Genomic DNA, 19,805 nt, shown 5'->3' with positions numbered 1-19,805 from the left:
TAGGTAAGCTAAAAAAAGGATGACTCTGTCCATCAATGGATCCATAATCCAAACAAAAACATTTGGGGTGTAGCTGTTGATTGTTGACAGTTTCGTTCATATCAGTTTGATGATAATTCAGAACATCTATAAGTGGACTATGAAGAAATTGTAAAAATATGGAAATAACGATATAATATAAAATGTACAGAATAGGGAGGAGATAGAAAATGGGATTTTTAGATGGGTTAATGGGGAATGCAGCAGAAGTAGACATTGAAGAAGTTCGAGCTGAATTCCAAAAAATTTTGGCTCCCAGCGAGAAAATCGAAAAAGCATATCGGCTGATTCGCGATATGTTCTTATTCACAGATAAGCGCTTGATTTTGGTAGATAAACAAGGGATAACAGGGAAGAAAACGGAGTATCATTCTGTCCCTTACCGTAGCATTACGCATTTTAGCATTGAAACAGCTGGGAACTTTGACCTAGACGCAGAGTTGAAGATTTGGCTGTCTGGAAGCCAGACACCGCTTCAAAAGCAATTCAACAAAAGCTTAAACATTTATGAGCTGCAAAGTGTTTTAGCAGCGTATGTTCTAAAATAGGGATTAGAATAAAAGATGGAAAGAAACCTCTGAGCTAGCTTTAGAGTTCTAAAAGGCTTCAGCATGATATAAAGAAAACTCGCCAAAATTGGCGAGTTTTCTTTATCAAAAGGTGCTATAAGATTGTTTTATCAGGGATTATTTGATGATCCGTTTCTTTATTTTCCTCTTCAACTCGAGCACCCGTTTGATTTGGATTGACGAATGCGAGCCTTACAGAAGCCATCAAATACATTGATTGCCGCAGATAGCACAAAGATGAAAATGCCACTGCCAACTATCCACGTTTTAAATTGATTCGCGGTAGTAGTAAATAAATCGGTCATATACATAATGAAATCTCCGCTCATCACATTTGGATTTACTAATATCACAATAAATACAATGGTTCCAATTAGCTGGAGGACAGCATTGCATATTGCCATTCTTTGCGTCCATTGTCCTTTTATTAACTTATAAAGGGATAATGCTATTTCTAAACCGATCAGAATAACAACGATTGGCCAATACCGAAGCAAAACATCTTGACTGAAGGTTGGAGTCACAAATTCAAGTCCGTTTCCATCTCCTCTATATACACCTACAAGACGGTGCGCATAAAAATAAAGCGTTGCCCAGATCGCAGTCCACATTAAACCTCCAAATACTTCAAACTTTGAAATCGCTTTTTTCTTAGGGATATAAGGGATATTTTTCAAATCATCAGGAGTCCATTTTTTAAGGCGTGCTGTTAATGGCTGCTCATCTTTTCCTTTATCTGTTCTTTCTAAAGTAGCAAACACAAGTGTTAGCCAAAAGAATACTTGAATCCCTACTTCAATGATTCTCCATACTCCTTCACCGATAAGACTCAAAACAATATTTATAACCGCTTGTTCTCCACTATACCCAATAAAATATTCGGCGATCATCGAGATTAACGAAATGACAGCGGCAATCGGTAAAATCATTTTTAGCAGCGTCACATAGACATCAAAATAGCGTGGACCAATCAAGTGCATTGGCCGATCTCGATAACCACTAGCCAATGTGACTGGACTCCCTAATTTTTCAAGAACCGCCTTTACATCTTCTTCACTATAATCATCAGGCAGCATATCCTCTATGGTTGACCGTAACTCAAGTATAATATCCTCACGACTCCTTTCGGGCAGCCTCTGAGCAACTTCCTGAATATAAATCTCAATTAAGTTCATCATTTTCCTCCCCTTGTAATAAGTTATAAAGCTCTTTCGAACTCTTTATCCATTCCTTTTTTAACTGCAAAAATACTTCTAACCCATATTCACTTAAAACATAGTACTTACGGGGCCTGCTCTCAGATGTATCCCAACTACTCGACACTAACTCCTGCTTCTCCAATCGGCGAAGCAATGGGTATAAGGTACTTTGATCCATGGCAATGCCTGATCCCTCCAATAACTGAACAAGTGAATATCCATACTGGGGGGTTTGTAATTGACTTAAAACCGCTAATGTCAACGTTCCTCTCCTAAGCTCCGTAGTTAATGAATTCAATAAATTGCTCATTCACCCACCTCATTTTTGATACTATATGTCATACAGTATATGATTTATACTATGTATCATACACTATTGTTGTGATGAAAACAATTTAAATTGGTAAATATTTAAAGATAATAAAAAATTAGGAAGTTGGATGCATAAAAAGTTGAAATAAAAATAAACCACAAATTAGATATGTCTAAAATGTGGTTTCCTTTTTGTTTTTCTTCTACAAATCTGCACCATTAGCTGAACAAGGGACGGGGCATAGCCTATTCATGTTTAACAGGATCGCATATTGTCGGAATTCAATGTATCTAAGAATCTACAAAAAGCTCTCTTAATCATTGTGCTTTGGTGTTCAATCGAAAGTCGCGTTTCCTTTCATCCACGAACTCAGGCTTCCTAAAAACACTGCTTTCATCCTGGAGACTTTTCTCTTTATAAGCAGAGAATCCTATAATTTCTTCCGCTTCCCATATCCAACGCGTCTCTTTCTCTCCTCTATCTAAGTAATAAACATTGTTGTCTATTTTGTTGCCTTCGTTTTGCTTGAATGGGCTGCTGATAAGGAGATTGGAATCTCCTGCGACCATGATGTTGTTTTCGATTCTATTTTGTTTTGTATTATATTGGAGGAGCAACTGTCCACCATCTTGATATTTTGTATCATTTTTATACAGGATGTTGTCGGTAATGATGCTGTTTATAGTACTTCCTCTTTTCGTGTCATATCCTCCTATTGCAATACCTGCACTTCTATTCTCATAAATCGTATTTTTTCGTATAGTTATAGAACTTGTGGATTTGCCAGCATGTTCGCTAGCCGCTTCTATTCCTATATCGTTTTTATACACCTTATTCTTTTCGATAATGATCTCTTTTCCACCGTCCACATAGATCCCGCCAGCTGAATACTGGTTTCCGTAAGCTGGATTTCCGTAACTGGATATTTGATAGACCGTGTTGTTGCTGATGATTCCATCTCTTGCCTGATCAAACGCTTCAACAGGGGATACGCCTTCAAATCCGATGATATCGATTCCGATGTTATCGTTTCGTCTTAAGATGTTATATGTAACCTTGAAATTCGATACATTTCCGTTTAACACCATCGTTTCACTCGCACCCAGTTTCATATCTTCTAGTTTGTTGCCTGAAATGAAAATATCTTCAATAGCTTGCGGTGCTTTTGTTCCGTATATGGCAATTCCATGCGCATTCCCGTTTTTATGACGCGTTTCGATGTGATGAATATGATTCCGCAAAATACGAATTCCTTTTCCACTCCCGCTGACTGAGATGCCGATTGGCACTAAACCTTCTTTCTTTGTTTTGTAATTTTTGATTTCAAATCCATCGATGGTGACATAGCTTTTATCATGCATTGATACTAAGCCCTGATAGTCCCATGACACCTTAAGACCTCTCCCATCGATCGTCGCCTTCTCTTTTGGATAGGCCTTAATTATGATGGGGGCATTTTTTTGTCCAGATTTCTTTATGACGACTTGTTCTTTGTATACACCTTTTCTTACATAAACAATTGTACCGGGTTTTGCTACATTGACTGCTTTTTGTATAGTTTTTAAAGGCTTTTTCTTGCTTCCCACGTTTTTGTCGTTCCCAATCGGAGACACATATAATTCTTTTTTCTGAGCGCTATATACTACATTCCCATGCAGTACCATCCCGATAGAAAATACCATCAAAAGTAACATCACTGCTCTTACTTTTTTGTTCATAATCATTCCCTCTTATTGTTAGTTTTGATTCGAAATACTATTTTCACCTTCTATCAATGATTTTTTTGTTTTCGCATATGTTCATTAAAGCAACTATTTATACGGTTGTCATCCGTTCAGCATCCAAGTCCTAAGAAGTCGGATGCTTTAGCGTTAGATTTAATCTCATTGCCCAATGTCTCTTTTAAACAAAAACGCGATTCCTCATGTTTGAGAAACCGCGTCATATCAAGGGTTTCTAATGATCCCGACTGGGTGCAATGCTTACGGTTGACGTGCATGAAAATGTGTGTGGGACACATATAAGCTAAATATTCCATAATCTATTCCTTATCCTGAAAATTAGAGAACATAAAGATCTCAAGCAGTCACTCAGTTTTAGATTGTTTATCTGCTATGCGACTCACAGTGTGGAGAGGGACAATGTAGATGCCGTCGTGCTCGTAAGACAGTGTAAACATGCCCTTGCGTTTGTTTTCTAGTGAGACGACCTTATTTTCGATTGTTGGAAGGATGGCACGCCGATGTTTCGATGCAAAAAAAAGTTAATAGTGGTTTATTCATTTTATATTTTCTCTCCTTTTCCTTTATATGTGGATATCCTTAAATGCTTCTAAACTTGTTGTATAACCTAAGGGATGTTTCTCAGTGTGACAACTATAGTCAGATTCTGTATTTAGTCTATTCAAAAGATGTTTTGTAACCTGCACCTCCTTATTTTTTATGGGTTCATAGTATGGATAAAGAGGAAATGGTAATGAACCGTTTGATTGGCATGTTCCGGTTAACTAGTGTTTATTATAATAGGATGGAGATGTATTGAAAAATCAGGAAAATAGTAAAATATTAGTATGAATTCCTCTATTTTCAGGACAGACTTCTCCGAAACAGGGGCTAGAAAAATTAATTTTCTAGCATTTTAAATGATTTTGAGCGTGTCGTAAAACTATAAGGAATATCCAATATTGTGTAGACAAGTTGGACATAAAAGTCATGGAGGTTATATTCGAATATGCAAGGGTATTCCAATCCCTTGTCTTTCAAAGGATGAAACACGTGTTCAATCTCGTTTCTCTACAGTACGGACAAGTGGAACTGTGAGCGGAAATACCAATGCAGCTAAACAAAGCTCTAAAGACAAAAAACAAGTTAACCCAGAGTCAGTCAATCAGCTGGAAACAAAGCAGGATGTATTCATACCTCTTTCGCAAAAGGAGCCGCAACAAGAAGTTAAACAGCAAACATTCATTCTTATTACCCAAACTATTTCTGGTTCTGGTGCAAAAACTTCAAGATAATTGCAATTAACCGCCCCATTATGTGCACTCCTCTTATACAAAGTGATTCTACTATTTTAATCATGCTATCATTCAGTATTTCTTTTCTGATACATAAACTGATACTTTACGTGTATTTAGTGATAGGTGAATGATTTGTAGTATAATAGATATATAGAAGTGGAATGGATCTCATTCAAGGGAAAGACGATCCGTTAGGATGTCATGATTCTATATGTGTTACCTACATATCTATACAAATAGAAAACATCAACGAATTTGTTTTGTAGATCATGAACGGTAGAAACGAGAGAATCATTTTATAAAATGTCATAGCAGTAGAGAATGTGAGAGGGGAAGGGTACGATGACAATCGAGGCAAACACGCAAGAAACATTAGACCAAGACATTTCAACAAAGGAGATGGCAAAGCTTCTACACATCTCCGAACAAACGATTTACAGCTTAGTGAAAAGGGAAGAGATTGTACCTATCAATAAGAACGACTGGACCATTGATGGGACCTATTACTTTTCACCAGAGACGGTGGAAAAAGTGAGGGAGATGTATCGGAAACCGGGACTTACGAACAAGGATGTGGGGGAGATGCTCGGGGTATCCCTATCAACGGCGCAAAAGTTGATTAAGACCGGGAAAATTCCTTCGTTTACAGCGTTTTACTTAGGGAAACAAATCTCTTTTGTACAAGAAGAAGATCTACTCGATTATATGGAACATCATCAGATTGAAAGTAAAACGCCCATCTATCATAAGGAAACGAATACGTTCCTCTATCAATCCTTTATCCATGCGACGACAAAGGAAATCGCCCGGGTGATGGAAATTACACAAGAGGGGATCGTTCGGACAAAGACGGAAAGAGGAACGTTCTTACCGTTGGATGAGTTACTGGAACAGGGGTATGTGGCATCTGGTGAAGTAAAGAGCATGAAAGCGATCAATAAAAGAGGCTATGCCCAGTTTATGTTCGTCAAGCCGAGTCAGCTGAATTCCCCCATTTATAAGGTACTGGAACAATTATTCTTGTTTGTCGGTCCTTATAATATGAAGGTAAAGGAACGGGAGGACGCCACGATTGAAGTATTCGTAAAACCGTTCTTACTGCCATTCAATCGGGAAGAGCATGGTGTGGAAATCAATCTCCTGCAACACAATATAATAGAAGGAACTGTATCTGTCCGTCATAAAGGAGTCATGATAGACAGTGATTTGGAAACGATACACACTGTGATTCCTTCTCATGTAAAAGAAAAAGTAGCGCAAGTGGTGAGAGAAGAAGAGATGACGATCGAGGATTTCGTGAAATATTGTATTGAAAAGGAACTAAGGGCTCGAGGGTTACTGTAGGATTCTTTGTTCCTGTTGCATGTGTCGATACTCATACGTTTAATTATACAAACAGATGCATAAAAAATAGATATTTGAGCAAGATACACACATAGGGATGCCTTGCAATCTCTATACAAATTTAGTGGTGTACAGACAAAAGGGCTTCCTACTTCTCCAGAGGCCCTTTTGTCATGTGTAGGGGATCCTAGGCAGGCCTATCCTATGCCAAGCTGCTTGTCCTATGTATCCTGTATATCCGTCGGATTCGCTGCCAATACGATTCGGAAGGGCTGTATGGCTCACACGTTCTTACAACAAGGGGGGGCCCTGCTCTCTCTCACTCAATATGCAACAGACTGGCACCTCCTTTTACGTTTGGCGGACTATAAGGGCATCCCCCAATCGTTCGCCAAAAACAAGAGGGATTCTCTAGCCATTCCCTAGTCATTTACCGAAAAAACGATGCCACCATGACCTTTTTTCCTGGGCTGCCGCTATTTGCATCTGCGCTTCCTTTTCCTCTTGCATCATTCTATTTCGTTCCTGTTCACGTTGATCTATGCGATCCAAGTGAAGCAAAATTTGATTCAGCTTTTCATCTTGTTTCGTTGTCATTTCTTTTTGCTGCTGGATAAGTTGTTGGATTTGAGAGGTAAACCGTTGCTCTTGCTCCCGAAGAAGGGAGTCTACAAGAGTCATAACGTCATGACTGTTTGCGTCTTGGGGATTTGGGAGGGCTTGCTCCTGTAGTTCTTTTCCTGTCATGCCGTCATATCCCCCTTTCTCCTACGGATTCCTTCTATATGTAAGTAGGGGGTTCCTGCCTGTCATCTATGCCATATTAGCAGTGCCCGAGCACTTACTTCTGGGAAACAGGGCATCCCCTGCTTGTTAGTGGTTGCTTATAGGGAATCCCTTTGTAGTTGCATCTCTTGGTATAAAATAGGCGATTAAGATAGCGGATATAAAAAAAGACAGACTTTGCAAGGAGAGAAGTCTGTCAAAAAACAAATCAAGTTAATCAATCAACTCTTCGGCCTTACCGCATAGTAGTAGATTCCGTTAGGAATGCACCAGAACCCATATCACCCTTATGATCTTAATACCATTACTATTTGGGTCCGTCCTCGGCCCCAAACCCTTATTAGAAAGCAAAGCAAGTACAACCAATACCCCATTTAGTTCCATCTTTTCCTATTACGGTATGAGTGTGTTGATGGAGAGGGTTACTGCAACTATGTAACTTGTGATCATGGGCATCGTGAGAAAGTATATTGTGGGCTAGGTTAGCACCACCATAACCATAAACTCCCGTCGGTGCCCAATCAGGTGATGCTGGCGGCAATTCAGGTGATAAATTTTTAAATTCATCATTTCCATAAACAACCTGCCCACCCATAATGGTGAGTAATGATTCAAGGTCTTTGATTTCTTCTTCTGGCACAGTAAAGTAGTCAGCAGACAATACAGCAATATCAGCAAACTGACCTACTGCAAGGGTTCCCTTTTTACCTTCATCACCAGAGAACCACGCACTTCCTTTGGAATATAGCTCCAGGGCTACTTTTCTGTCAAGTTTATTCTTTTCATCGTATATCGAAAGACCACCAATGGTTTTTCCGGCAACCATCCAGTAAAGAGCAACCCAAGGGTTATAGCTGGAAACCCTGGTTGCATCACTACCGGCGCCAACAGGTATACCCAGGTCTAGCATACGATAAATCGGAGGAGTACGCTTTGCAGCTTCCTTTCCGTATAAATCAACAAAGTATTCACCTTGGAAAGCCATGCGGTCTTGGATGGCAATACCGCCATTTAAAGCCTTAACACGTTCCATACTACGATCTGAGATTGTTTCTGCATGGTCAAACCACCAGCGTAGACCATTAAAAGGAATTTCTCTGTTGACTTCCTCAAAAACATTTAAGAAACGTGTTATTGACTCGTCATAAGTTGCATGTAAACGGAATGGCCAACGGTTTTCCACCAATAGAGAAATTACTTTCTTTAAGTCAGCTTCCATCACCGTAGCTAGTTCGGGCCGCGGCATTTGAAATTTTTCAAAATCGGCTGCCGAGAATACTAACATTTCTCCGGCACCATTCATTTTATACTTATCATTTCCTTGACCCGGAGAAACAATTTTTGCCCATGAAGCAAAGTCTTCATATTCATGATTTGGATTTTGCGTAAATAGATTATACGCAATACGCAAAGTTAATTGATTCTTCTCGGCTAAATGTTCAACAACTTTGTAATCATCAGGATAGTTTTGGAATCCACCACCTGCGTCAATGGCACTTGTGATACCTAATCTATTTAATTCGCGCATAAAATGGCGAGTTGAGTTAATCTGGTCGTCAAAATTAAGTACTGGAGCTCTACCCAAACTTGAATAAAGAATAGAAGCGTTAGGATTGGCAATTAAAAGACCCGTTGGATTACCTCGTTTATCCCGCTCAATTAAACAGCCCGGAGGGTCTGGGGTATCTTTTGTATATCCCAGTGCACGCAGCCCTGCATGATTTACAAGTGCTCTATCGTAAAGATGTAGCACAAAGACAGGCGTGTCTTCAGAAACAGCATTAATCTCTTCCAAAGTTGGCATCCGTCTTTCTTTAAATTGAAATTCAGACCAACCTCCAACTACTCTTACCCACTGAGGAGCAGGTGTACGCCTTGCCTGCTCTCTAAGCATTTCCAGAGCAATAGCAAGTGATGGCACACCTTCCCAGCGCAATTCCATATTATAATGAAGACCGCCACGAATAACGTGTATATGAGAGTCATTCAAGCCCGGAATAGCTCTCTTTCTCTTAAGGTCTATTTTTTTGGTTTTTTCTGTGGCACTATCAAGAAGCTCATCTCCACCTACTGCAGTGACTAAACCATCAGTTATGGCGATAGCCGATACCTCAGGTTGAGATGGGTCAAGGGTAGTGATTTTTCCGTTATATAAGATCATATCCGGTAAATTCATGTTCACACCTCGTCTACTTCCTATTATTCTGTAACCATGGATGAAATATTTTACCGAGAATCGGCATTACTACCCATGATAGCAAGGACACTATACATACAGAAACAAAAAAAGCTGACATAATAGGATGCATATTTTTTATAATAGGTCCTATCACTTTAGGAACCAACAAGCTAAGAGGCCATACACCAAGAACGGTAACAATAGACATTTTCCATTTTGGCGGTGGAACTGGCGTTTTCGGAGTAACAAACCAATAAGCCAAACTGCTTTCAGTTTTGTAAGTTGGATTAGTAGCTTGAAATTGTTCTGCCTTTTTTAACAAATCTCGACGAATATCTGATTCTTGCCAAGCACGTAGATGCTCATACGTATCAAAGCGAAAAATAACAGTATACTCTCTGGATCCGTTATTGGGGACTATTAGATTTACGCCTAAATGCCCTGGAAATTTAGTAGCGGCAGCTTCGATTTCATGCCTCCACGTTTCAAACTGTTTTTCTCTACCTTCTTGAATTTTCCATGTAACAATCGTTGTTACTGGACCGCCAGCATCCATAGTGTTCCCTGTATGAGTTTCTCCGACAGTTACTCTTTCTTGTTTCATATTTTCCTGCTTGGAAGCGCGCCATGTACCATAGTATATGCGTATTCCACGCCTTGACCATAAGCGCCAGTGTGTTCTTTTACAATTTCCATAACAGCATCATAAGTGTCTTTGCGTGCCCAGTCACGTTGGTATTCAAGTAAAACTTGAATTGCTGTCACTGGAATTGCTCCAGCTTGTTCTACACGACGCATAGCAGCGTTATGCGCTGTCAAACTAGTACCACCTGAAGCATCATCAACTGCATAAACTTCATAGCCAGCTTTAATTGCTTCAAGCACAGGGAATGCAAGGCAAACTTCAGTCCAAAGTGCTGCAAATATCAATTTCTTTCTACCTGTTGCTTTAACTGCCTCAACAAATTTTGAATCTTCCCAAGAGTTCATTGAACTACGTTCTATAATTTCATGGTTTGGGAATATGTCAAGAATTTGTGGCCAAAAATAACCAGAAAAGCTGCGTGTTTCCACTGTAGTAAGAATAGTAGGTACGTTAAAAGCTTTTGCTGATTTAGCAAGCAGCATAACGTTATTAAGCAATGTTTGTCTGTCAATGCTTGCAACTCCAAAAGTCATTTGAGGCTGAAAATCGATCAAAATTAATGCACTATTCTCCGGAGTTAACAATTCTAAATTACTCATAATAAAACACTCCTTTTTTAAAATTGTTTCAAATAAAGTTTTTTGAAACAATTATATTTTCTATTAGTTTCAGCTGTAATCGTAAAAATAAAAGCCTTGCTATACTTCTTATTTAAAAAGGAGCGCTGATTAAATCAGCGCTAAATTTATGCTATCCACTTTTAAAAAATATCTATTTCTTAGGAATAAATTTATGCATTTTGTTTACTAAGATCTCGCTGAGCTCCCCTATAGCTTCCAATTATATTTTGATAACCTGGAAGATTACTAGCAAGCAAATTGCCAAAACCTTCGACATCATTGCGCCAATCGCGTTGTAATTCGCACGCTACGCTGAACCAGTTCATAAGTTGCACGCCACTATGTGCCATACGCGTATTGGCAGCATCTGCAACTTGTTTACTGAAAGTTCCTGAAGCATCAGTAACAGCAAATACTTCATACCCAGCTTTTATAGCGGAAAGTGCCGGGAAAGCAACGCAAACATCCGTAACTACGCCCGCGATGATAAGTTGTTTTTTTCCAGTTTCTTCGATTGCTTTTACAAAATCATCATTATCCCATGCGTTAATTTGTCCAGGTCGAGCTATTTTTGGTGCGTGAGGAAAGAGATCAACTAATTCTTGCATTAAAGGTCCATTAGGTCCGTTTTCAAAGCTTGTTGTTAAAATAACTGGTAAATCAAAAAACTTAGCAGTGTGAGCAAGAGCCAAAACATTGTTCTTGAATTCATCAACACCATAGTCACGTACTAGTCCGGACATAAGGCCAGTTTGATGATCCACTAAAAGAACGACAGCATCATCTTTGTTAATACGAGAATAGAGATCAGACATTATGTATTCCTCCTAAAAATTAAGTAATCGAAGAAAGTTTAGACAGTGGACAATTAGCATAAATTTCTTCGTTTGTAGTAATCAGTTTATAACTAAACTAATCGTTAATATTAATTTATCTGTAAAATTATGACAGGTCAATAGTTTTCTTAAAAATCAGAAAAAACAGTTAGACTAATTTTTAAAAATGCTTTGTCTCCTTCTATTAATCTAAAACAGGAGTTTTATCTATCCAATTTATAAATTGTTGTAAATAGAGAGATTTGGTCTATTTTCCATTATTCTCTTTGGGGAAGCTCTTATAAGCACTCTTGTGGTCATTCAACCTAAACAAGGAAATTGGGATTCAATAAGCTTTGCGATCATTTCATTTATCCTCATTATTTCGATGTGGTGGCAATATTTCGATAACATGGAGAAGAAACTCGACAAGTCTAGACAAACTTCCGGTCAAATTATTATTTACGGTCATCTGTTTATTTTAATGTCTTTGAGTATGGTTGCAGCATCCATTAGACTATTATTTTTACATGAGGTCCATTATTCTTTTATCCTATATTTTGTTTTCGGTTCTGTATTACTCTATTTCCTGTCAACTACAATTGTTTTTCATCAATACAGGTTTGAACAACACCGTTTGAAAATTTATCATTTATGCTTGTTTTTAGGGATTTTAGCAGTCTTTTTTGTTATTAATTTAATTGTAGTAGTACCAAATATTGTGATAATAGGACAATTAACCCTATTTTTTATCATCTATGCTAAATTAACAACTACATAAAAAGCATCAAATAAACCAGTATCAAACTATAATACTGGTTTATTTGGATATATTAGTAATTTTTACATTTGACATTAAATCTGTTTATCCATAAATTGATTGTAACAAAATAAGAATGAGGTGGTAATCATGGAAGAAAACATAACGAATCGCTCCTCAACTAAAAAAGAGGAACGACTAAGCTTATTGTTATGGTTCGGACTAACACGAGTATATAACCAGGGTATTCGAGAATCCAATCAACATTTAAAAAAATGGAATCTAACTGCAGCCCAATTCGATATCTTAGTTCAAGTGGGTTCTCATGGACGATTGTCACAACAAGAACTAGCAAACAATCTTTTTGTTACGAAAGGCAATATTACTCAACTGTTAAGTAAAATGGAAGAGTTGGGATTGATTAATCGGGAACAGGAATGGAAAACAAAATACCTTTCATTGACTGAGGAAGGAAAAGAGTTTTTTTATGAAGTTGTTTCGAAACAAGAACAATTTCAAGCATCACAATTTTCCAACTTGACTTACAAGGAAAAAAAACAGCTTCTAGGTTTACTTAGGAAAATTCAAAAACCATAGTAGGTAATCACATATCAGCACTAATGGTAAAAGAGCCTGTAAACCTAAAAGTCTTGTAAGTGATAAAAAGTAGTTTTGTTGCAAAGTTATCTACTTCTCTGATTGAATAAAGGTGAATCTTTTTGCTATTTCCAATAGCAATACCTAATTCGATATGGCTCCCTTGTAAAAAACTACAATAATCAGCCTCAACTATAGCTTTTTTCTTCTTCTGACCTATTTCAAATGAACAATTGGAAATCATGTATCATTAATACTCACTTTGATATCCAAAATGTTGGGCGATATCCCCCTTTACTATCTTAATGTTTTACGAATGGATAATAATCAACTTAATTAATAATAGATATTGTGAATAATTTTCATGATTCTGTTTTTAATAAAATTAGAGATCCAATATTTATAGACAGTAAAAAACTTCACACAAAGGAAAAAACTTCATAAAAAGGAAAAAGCATCCTCGGAGTCGTATATACAATTATCGACAACTTGGTGATGCTTTTTTTAAGATTAGATGTCTAACCAGAAATAAAAATAGGAGTGAAAATAAAATGAGTAAAACAACGATGGGTATTCACCACATTACTGCAATTGTTGGTCATCCTCAAGAGAATGTTGATTTCTATGCAGGTGTATTAGGTTTACGTTTAGTGAAAAAAACTGTCAATTTTGATGACCCAGGTACCTACCATCTTTATTTTGGTAATGAGGGTGGAAAACCAGGAACAATCATGACATTTTTTCCATGGGCAGGAGCTAGTCAAGGAAAAATTGGTGATGGTCAAGTAGGCGTTACATCTTATGTTGTTCCAAAAGGAGCTATGAAGTTCTGGAAAAAAAGACTGGAATCCTTCAATATTCCTTTTACTGTAAAGGAGCGCTTTAGCGAGGAATACTTGGAATTTGATGACCCTCATGGGCTACACTTGGAAATTGTTGAAAGGGAAGAAGGGGAAGTAAATACATGGACCTTTGGCGGGGTAACACCTGAGGTAGCTATTAAAGGCTTTGGCGGTGCTACTTTGTTATCGACCCATCCTGACAAAACGGCTGTATTGTTAGAAAACATATTGGGACTAGAATTAATCGGCAAGGAAGGCGACTTTGCACGTTACCGTTCTTCAGCAGAAATTGGCAATGTCATTGACTTAAAGTTAACGCCAATAGGACGCGGGACAATGGGTGTTGGAACTGTACACCACATTGCATGGCGAGCAAAGGATGATCAAGACCAATTGGAATGGAAAAAATATGTTGAGGAAAACGGATATGGGGTAACTCCTGTACGAGATCGAAACTATTTTAATGCGATTTACTTTAGAGAACACGGGGAAATTCTCTTTGAGATTGCAACAGATCCTCCAGGATTTGCCCACGATGAATCCGAAGCGACGATGGGAGAAAAATTAATGTTGCCAGAGCAGTATGAACAGTTTAGAGGGCAGATTAAACAAAGTTTATTACCATTTGAGGTAAGAGAATTAAAGTTGTGAGCTGAATTGTTCTTCCTGATTTGTCGGGGAAGTCAGTATTTATTGCTGCGGTAAAAATGATCCCATATGTTCGCCGATGGAATCTACCGAACTTCAATCTTTATTGGAGAAGGCTAATGCAAAAGTTGAAATTCATTGGGAAAATAGGGTGCATCAATTGACTGCTGATGAAGTTGAAGCTGCGGCTCACTGGTATCGTAGGGTCTTTTAAACTTTAGTAATACAAATTGAATTTTTTGTAAATAACTTAAAATTTGCAGAGTGAAATCGACAAATAAGCCTTGATGTAATTAGGCAGGGCTGTGATTCCTCATTCCAACTTTTTGGAGTTGCTTAGAAATCTCTAATTCGATTTTCCAGTTTAAGTTCTTCAATCTTTTTCAATAATTTACACATCTTGATTTAAATGTTATTTACAAATAAATTATAATCTAATATATTGATTGATTTAATATTTATTTTTACATAATTTTACAATTTTGATAGTGTGGAATATTATAATCCTATAAACATTTTGCAAAATAAAATATTTTAAATGTTTTGGAGTAAAGAGTTTTTTTGGTCAGAGAGGCAAGAATATAGGTTTAATAATGAAAATTCATGGGGAGGAAATTTATATGGCAAAAGTTACTGTAGGTAATGAAAATCAAGATCCAGTTGAACTTTATTATGAGGACCATGGTTCAGGGAAACCCGTTGTCTTAATACATGGTTGGCCTTTAAGTGGACGTTCTTGGGAATATCAGGTACCAGCTCTTATTGAAGCAGGTTACAGAGTTATAACATATGATCGTCGAGGCTTTGGAAAATCATCTCAGCCGTGGGAAGGATATGAATATGATACCTTTGCTTCTGATTTACATCAACTATTAGAACATTTAGATCTTCAAACTGTCACACTTGTTGGTTTTTCTATGGGTGGAGGTGAGGTAGCTCGATACATTAGTACGTATGGAACAGATCGTATTGAAAAGGCTGTTTTTGCTGGAGCAGTTCCGCCTTATTTATATAAATCAGAGGATCATCCTGAAGGGGCATTAGATGATGCAGCAATTGAGGAATTCAAAAGTGGCGTGATAAATGACCGCCTTGCATTTCTTGACGAATTTACTAAGGGATTTTTCGCGGCTGGTAATCGAACAGATTTAGTTAGTGAGCCATTCCGTTTATATAATCTGGATATTGCAGCTAGTGCATCACCTAAAGGAACACTCGATTGTATTACCGCCTTTAGTAAGACAGATTTTAGAAAGGACTTGGAAAAGTTCAATATACCTACTCTTATTATTCACGGTGACTCTGATGCAACTGTACCTTTTGAGTTAAGTGGAAAACGCACATATGATTCCATTCCTGGTAGTAAGCTCGCTCTAATACAGGGTGGTCCTCATGGATTAAACGCAACTCATGCAAAAGAATTTAATGAAGCGTTATTAACATTTTTAAAAGACTAATCTTTGAGAAACTACCGGAAGCGGTTCAACAGCAGTATCAAGAATAATAACACAAATTTATCGATTAGAGGGTTTCCCCAAAGAGTAGCGCTATGCGCAATCTTTGGGGAGACCTTCCTTATAAGGTACTTCCCTCAATCTATATCTATACACGTAATACGTGGGGGTTCGTCCCCACATGACGAGCCAGCTTCCCCAAAAAAGTAGGGCAGAGCATACATTTCTTTCATAGTATCTATGGATTGTCAACACTAAACTAGACAGTTTTCTTAAGGTGTTCAAGTTTGTATTGAATGGGGCTTACATATCCAAGAGTTCCATGAATTCGAATGTGATTAAACCAATGTACATAGTCTTGTAGTTCTCTAGATAAATCCTCAAGACTATCAAAATGGTGACCCTTCACGAACTCTGTTTTAATAATCTTAAAGGTAGCTTCAGCTACGGCATTATCATAAGGGCAGCCTTTCATACTAAGAGAACGCTGGATTCCAAACGTTTCAAGTGCTTCATCAATCAGCTTGTTTTTAAACTCACTTCCACGGTCTGTATGAAACAGTTGAATGTGGCGGAGATCCTTTTGAATGGATGCAAATGCTCTATAAACCAAGTCGGCATTTTTATGAAGACCAGCACTGTAACCAATGATTTCACGATTAAAGAGATCGACAAATACACATACATAGTGCCATTTTTGATTGACTCTTACGTATGTTAAGTCGCTCACAACCGCTGTCAATTCCTCTTCTTGATGGAACCTACGGTTCAGTGTGTTCTCCTGATTGGATTCGTTACAAACCGTTGCTTGAGGCTTAAATTGAGCTACCGTATAAGTAGAGACGAGACCTTGTTCATTCATAATCCGCCCAATTCTCCGTCTGGAAACGATGTGTCCACGCTTCTTTAGCTCCACCTTGACTTTGCGTGTTCCATAGTTCTGACGGCTCTTTTGAAAAATATCGATGATATCAGAGGTCACATTATCTTCTGAAACCCGTTCTTTCACTTCATAATAGTACGTGCTTCTTGGAAGTTGTAGGACTTTGCACATTGCTGATATCGAGTATTTGTGTTGATTATTACGGATCACATTTACTTTCGTCCTATTATCAGCGCGGCTTGCTTTAAAATATCGTTCTCCATTTGAAGTTGCTTAATTTGCTTACGAAGTTGAATTAACTCAGCTTCTTCCGCTGTCAGGTTGTCCTTTTCCTTAAAGGATCCTGTGGCTTGACTCTGACTGATCCACTTATCTAGAGAAGAAGGTGTAAGGTCATACTCACGAATAATATCTTTTCTTGGCTTGCCGTTTAAATATAGCTGGACCATCTGATGTTTGAATTCATCTGTAAACTTTCTTCTTTCTCTTTTTGTCATCGTAGATTCTCCTAATTCGTATTAGATTTAGTCTACTTGACCTTAACTTTTCTGTCCAACTAAGTGTAGCCTATCCACTAAGAGCTTCATAACTCCTCTACTCTTATACACGATTGTTATACCGTCATACCCCCCTTTCTTTTATGGCTTACTTCTATATACAAGTAGGGATTCCCAGCACACCATTGATGCCTTCTTAGCAATGCCCGAACACTTACTCCTGAGAAAAAGGAGACTATAAGGGCATCCCCTGCTTGTTAGTGGTTACTTATAGGGAATCCCCTTTGTAGTAGCTAAAGACCATGTAACCAAGGACGAAGTAGGATTATCATACAAGACTGTCATACCGTCATGCCCTCTTTCCGCATAAGAAAAGGGGCTTTCGAGATGAAAGTAAGACTGGCCATCCTCGACACATAGCACGAGGTAAAGGATAGTCCTCTTGAAACAAAGGTCATACATTACTTAATAGAACGTTTGAATCAAGAAAGAAAGAGAGTAATAGAAACTACCAACCTAGTGGAATATCTCAAACTCTTCCTTCGTATGCTGTAGCAAAGACAAGTAGAAGGAAGGATGAAACAAATGATTTCTCCCTATCACGTTGAATACACGATGGCCATTGGGAATCGAGTTGTAGGTGAATGTATTACAGTGTATGCCTCTTCGGAATTCTTTGCTATAGACAAAGTTAAACAGGAACTTCATCGTCGTTTTGGTTCTGCAACATCCATTGAATTGAATTCTTCTTCAAGCGTAGATAATGCTCCAGAACCAATTATTATGGGGATCTAAGTAATTTTGATTCTTTTATATTCTTAATAGTTATCCTTTACACATTAGTTTACATTGAACAAAAAAAGACCGTGTTCCTTTTTGTTGGAACACAGTTTTATCGATTTTAACACCTTCTATCCTTTTTATACCAGTATTACAGCAAGAGAGATGTCTCTAAGGGTTGGGACGTTTCTAAAATATATTCCGGACCTTTAAGAATCATAGAGAGTATATAGTTTTATAAAATGTTCAACCGTTCCAAAAGGTATACCTAAACGAACAGTTTACAACTAACGGTTGAGTACGCATTCCACCGTTTTTTATTTTGTTCACAAACATATCAAATGGATTTTACGAATGTTCGTTAATTAAATATACATTTACGAACACTCCCGGTATACTGAGGATACATACCAATGATCGGGAGGAGAACGGAAAATGGAAAATCGCAAATTCGGATACATCCGTGTTAGCGCAAAGGATCAGAACAAAGCGAGACAGTTGCAAGCAATGAAAGAGATTAGTATCAGCCGTAGAGACATTTTTATCGACAGGCAAAGCGGTAAGGACTTCAATCGGGAACAGTACCAGTCGCTAAAGCATCATCTACGAGTGGGAGACGTTCTATACATTCATTCCTTAGATCGATTTGGCAGAAACAAAGAGGAAATCTTGAACGAATGGACAGACATTACGAAGAATATCAAAGCGGACATCGTAGTGCTAGACATGCCTTTGTTGGACACAACGAAATACCAGGACAGCTTAGGTACGTTTATTTCCGATTTAGTGCTACAGATATTATCGTGGTTGGCGGAAGAAGAGCGAGAACGGATCAAGAAACGTCAGAGAGAGGGGATAGATGTTGCCCTGAAAAATGGAATAAAGTTCGGTAGGCCAAAAGCCGAAATATCCGATGCTTTTATTATGGTATATAAGGAATGGAAAGCACAACGGATCACTGCGACAGAAGCGATGAGAAGAGCTAATTTGAAGCGGACAACATTCTATAAGTTAGTAAAAGAATATGAGGAACAACTGGCGTGCCTATAGAAGGTTCGCCTTTCATTTTTCCATTCTTAGTAGTTATCAGAGGGGGGCACCCTATCATAAAATCAATCCCATATCCATGTTGAAACTTGCCTAGTGAAGTGTGCACATGAGTATCAAATCTCACAACCCTAATGAGTATCTTCTATACTATGAATCTTATTACCTAAATTTATGTTGGTAACGATTAAATAACAACTGGCGAGGGGCTATAGGCATTACTGATTTCCAATAAATGCAAAGACACTACCGTCGTAAAACAAGTGAGAACCCGAAATCTTGAAAGCTTAGTTGTATTTATCGTCAATTAGGACGATTCGACATCCTAAGGCGAGGACTGCGGTCACTCACGCAAGGGTTAATGACAGGCGTTATATTGCCGTCTAGGCATTCCACATAGTGTTAATAAGGATGCTAATTGGAAGTTCTTTAAATACATCAGGCGTTTACCCTAGTACCTTTTTAATAAGGGGCACATATCTTGATTGAGAAGCTTGGAGAAAGGGGGATATAAATGGTCTATCCTTACCAAGGCGGTTATCAATCACATTATCCGTACCAACAATATCCATATCAAGTTGGTTACCATCCATATCATCATTATTATCCGTATCATACGGGTTATCATCCGCAACATCCGCAATATCCGCAACATCCGCAATATCCGCAACATCCGCAACATCCGCAACATCCGCAATATCCGCAACATCCGCAGCATCCGCAACATCCGCAACATCAGCAACAACCGAAACATCCGTAACATCCGAA

General features: G+C 38.1%; 18 protein-coding genes and 3 pseudogenes. 11 read left to right on the top strand and 10 right to left on the bottom strand.

Translation table 11 applies throughout. The features are described from left to right. The first annotated feature begins 209 nt into the window (after positions 1–209). Positions 210–587, top strand: coding sequence for a PH domain-containing protein (locus AAHB12_RS03825; protein ID WP_342044351.1), 378 nt, complete (start codon positions 210–212; stop codon positions 585–587). A gap of 170 nt (positions 588–757) precedes the next feature. On the opposite strand, the gene AAHB12_RS03820 is transcribed toward AAHB12_RS03825, so the two are convergent. From AAHB12_RS03820 to AAHB12_RS03810, 3 genes are all read right to left on the bottom strand, one after another. Then, the gene (locus AAHB12_RS03820) at positions 758–1,783 is read right to left on the bottom strand and encodes an HAAS signaling domain-containing protein (protein ID WP_342044481.1); all 1,026 of its coding nucleotides are present in this window, start codon (positions 1,781–1,783) and stop codon (positions 758–760) included. Further along, the gene (locus AAHB12_RS03815) at positions 1,770–2,117 is read right to left on the bottom strand and encodes a PadR family transcriptional regulator (RefSeq protein WP_342044350.1); all 348 of its coding nucleotides are present in this window, start codon (positions 2,115–2,117) and stop codon (positions 1,770–1,772) included. Before AAHB12_RS03815 ends, AAHB12_RS03820 begins: the two co-directional genes overlap by 14 nt. A gap of 320 nt (positions 2,118–2,437) precedes the next feature. Continuing rightward, the gene (locus tag AAHB12_RS03810) at positions 2,438–3,838 is read right to left on the bottom strand and encodes a DUF1565 domain-containing protein (RefSeq protein ID WP_342044349.1); all 1,401 of its coding nucleotides are present in this window, start codon (positions 3,836–3,838) and stop codon (positions 2,438–2,440) included. A gap of 965 nt (positions 3,839–4,803) precedes the next feature. Between AAHB12_RS03810 and AAHB12_RS03805 the strand changes: the two genes are divergently transcribed. Together AAHB12_RS03805 and AAHB12_RS03800 are read left to right on the top strand one after the other, a co-directional pair. Next, a complete protein-coding gene (locus tag AAHB12_RS03805; protein WP_342044348.1) occupies positions 4,804–5,136 on the top strand; it encodes a hypothetical protein in 333 nt (110 codons plus the stop codon). Between the two features lie 345 nt (positions 5,137–5,481). After that, entirely contained in the window at positions 5,482–6,483 is a 1,002-nt protein-coding gene (locus tag AAHB12_RS03800) for a helix-turn-helix domain-containing protein (protein ID WP_342044347.1), read from the top strand. Positions 6,484–6,909: 426 nt separating this feature from the next. On the opposite strand, the gene AAHB12_RS03795 is transcribed toward AAHB12_RS03800, so the two are convergent. Further along, positions 6,910–7,230 (bottom strand): hypothetical protein, encoded by a 321-nt coding sequence (locus tag AAHB12_RS03795; RefSeq protein WP_342044346.1) that lies wholly within the window; start codon positions 7,228–7,230, stop codon positions 6,910–6,912. 201 nt (positions 7,231–7,431) lie between these two features. Between AAHB12_RS03795 and AAHB12_RS03790 the strand changes: the two are divergent. After that, a pseudogene (locus AAHB12_RS03790) lies at positions 7,432–7,515 on the top strand (IS6 family transposase); the annotation flags it as partial. 94 nt (positions 7,516–7,609) lie between these two features. Here AAHB12_RS03790 and AAHB12_RS03785 read toward each other — a convergent pair. The 4 genes from AAHB12_RS03785 to ycaC form a co-directional block, all read right to left on the bottom strand. Next, entirely contained in the window at positions 7,610–9,445 is a 1,836-nt protein-coding gene (locus AAHB12_RS03785) for an amidohydrolase (protein ID WP_342044345.1), read from the bottom strand. Positions 9,446–9,458: 13 nt separating this feature from the next. Further along, positions 9,459–10,052 carry an antibiotic biosynthesis monooxygenase gene (locus tag AAHB12_RS03780; RefSeq protein ID WP_342044344.1) on the bottom strand — a complete coding sequence of 198 codons (594 nt, stop codon included), beginning with the start codon at positions 10,050–10,052 and terminating at the stop codon, positions 9,459–9,461. Next, positions 10,049–10,693 carry a hydrolase gene (locus tag AAHB12_RS03775; RefSeq protein WP_342044343.1) on the bottom strand — a complete coding sequence of 215 codons (645 nt, stop codon included), beginning with the start codon at positions 10,691–10,693 and terminating at the stop codon, positions 10,049–10,051. The genes AAHB12_RS03780 and AAHB12_RS03775 overlap by 4 nt, the downstream gene beginning before the upstream one ends. 191 nt (positions 10,694–10,884) lie before the next feature. Then, a complete protein-coding gene (gene ycaC, locus AAHB12_RS03770) occupies positions 10,885–11,529 on the bottom strand; it encodes an isochorismate family cysteine hydrolase YcaC (RefSeq protein ID WP_342044342.1) in 645 nt (214 codons plus the stop codon). Positions 11,530–11,782: 253 nt separating this feature from the next. Here ycaC and AAHB12_RS03765 point away from each other — a divergent pair. The 5 genes and pseudogenes from AAHB12_RS03765 to AAHB12_RS03745 form a co-directional block, all read left to right on the top strand. Next, a pseudogene (locus AAHB12_RS03765) lies at positions 11,783–12,310 on the top strand (low temperature requirement protein A); the annotation flags it as partial. Between the two features lie 129 nt (positions 12,311–12,439). Next, positions 12,440–12,886, top strand: coding sequence for a MarR family winged helix-turn-helix transcriptional regulator (locus tag AAHB12_RS03760; protein WP_342044341.1), 447 nt, complete (start codon positions 12,440–12,442; stop codon positions 12,884–12,886). A 551-nt stretch (positions 12,887–13,437) separates the two neighbouring features. Beyond that, positions 13,438–14,379, top strand: coding sequence for a ring-cleaving dioxygenase (locus tag AAHB12_RS03755; protein ID WP_342044340.1), 942 nt, complete (start codon positions 13,438–13,440; stop codon positions 14,377–14,379). A gap of 5 nt (positions 14,380–14,384) precedes the next feature. Further along, positions 14,385–14,590: pseudogene (locus AAHB12_RS03750) on the top strand (alpha/beta hydrolase); the annotation flags it as partial. A 406-nt stretch (positions 14,591–14,996) separates the two neighbouring features. Beyond that, positions 14,997–15,833 (top strand): alpha/beta fold hydrolase, encoded by an 837-nt coding sequence (locus tag AAHB12_RS03745; protein WP_342044339.1) that lies wholly within the window; start codon positions 14,997–14,999, stop codon positions 15,831–15,833. A gap of 256 nt (positions 15,834–16,089) precedes the next feature. Here AAHB12_RS03745 and AAHB12_RS03740 read toward each other — a convergent pair. Further along, positions 16,090–17,210, bottom strand: a protein-coding gene (locus AAHB12_RS03740) for an IS3 family transposase (RefSeq protein ID WP_342044338.1) whose coding sequence is annotated in 2 segments (ribosomal slippage) — positions 16,090–16,961 and positions 16,961–17,210 — 1,122 coding nt in all. Because the reading frame shifts where the segments join, the coding sequence is not laid out codon by codon here. Between the two features lie 585 nt (positions 17,211–17,795). On the opposite strand from AAHB12_RS03740, the gene AAHB12_RS03735 reads away from it, so the two are divergent. Both AAHB12_RS03735 and AAHB12_RS03730 read left to right on the top strand, forming a co-directional pair. Then, positions 17,796–18,005: a DUF3903 domain-containing protein gene (locus tag AAHB12_RS03735; RefSeq protein WP_342044337.1), complete on the top strand. Its 210-nt coding sequence runs from the start codon at positions 17,796–17,798 to the stop codon at positions 18,003–18,005. A 420-nt stretch (positions 18,006–18,425) separates the two neighbouring features. After that, positions 18,426–19,040, top strand: coding sequence for a recombinase family protein (locus tag AAHB12_RS03730; protein ID WP_342044336.1), 615 nt, complete (start codon positions 18,426–18,428; stop codon positions 19,038–19,040). A 443-nt stretch (positions 19,041–19,483) separates the two neighbouring features. Here AAHB12_RS03730 and AAHB12_RS03725 read toward each other — a convergent pair. Then, positions 19,484–19,805, bottom strand: a 322-nt coding sequence (locus AAHB12_RS03725) for a hypothetical protein (RefSeq protein ID WP_342044335.1), incomplete at its 5' end; no start/stop codon positions are given.

The organism is Bacillus sp. OTU530, assembly GCF_038440375.1.
The sequence above is the reverse complement of the archived record's forward strand: the minus strand, read 5'-3'. Positions and strand labels throughout refer to the sequence as shown.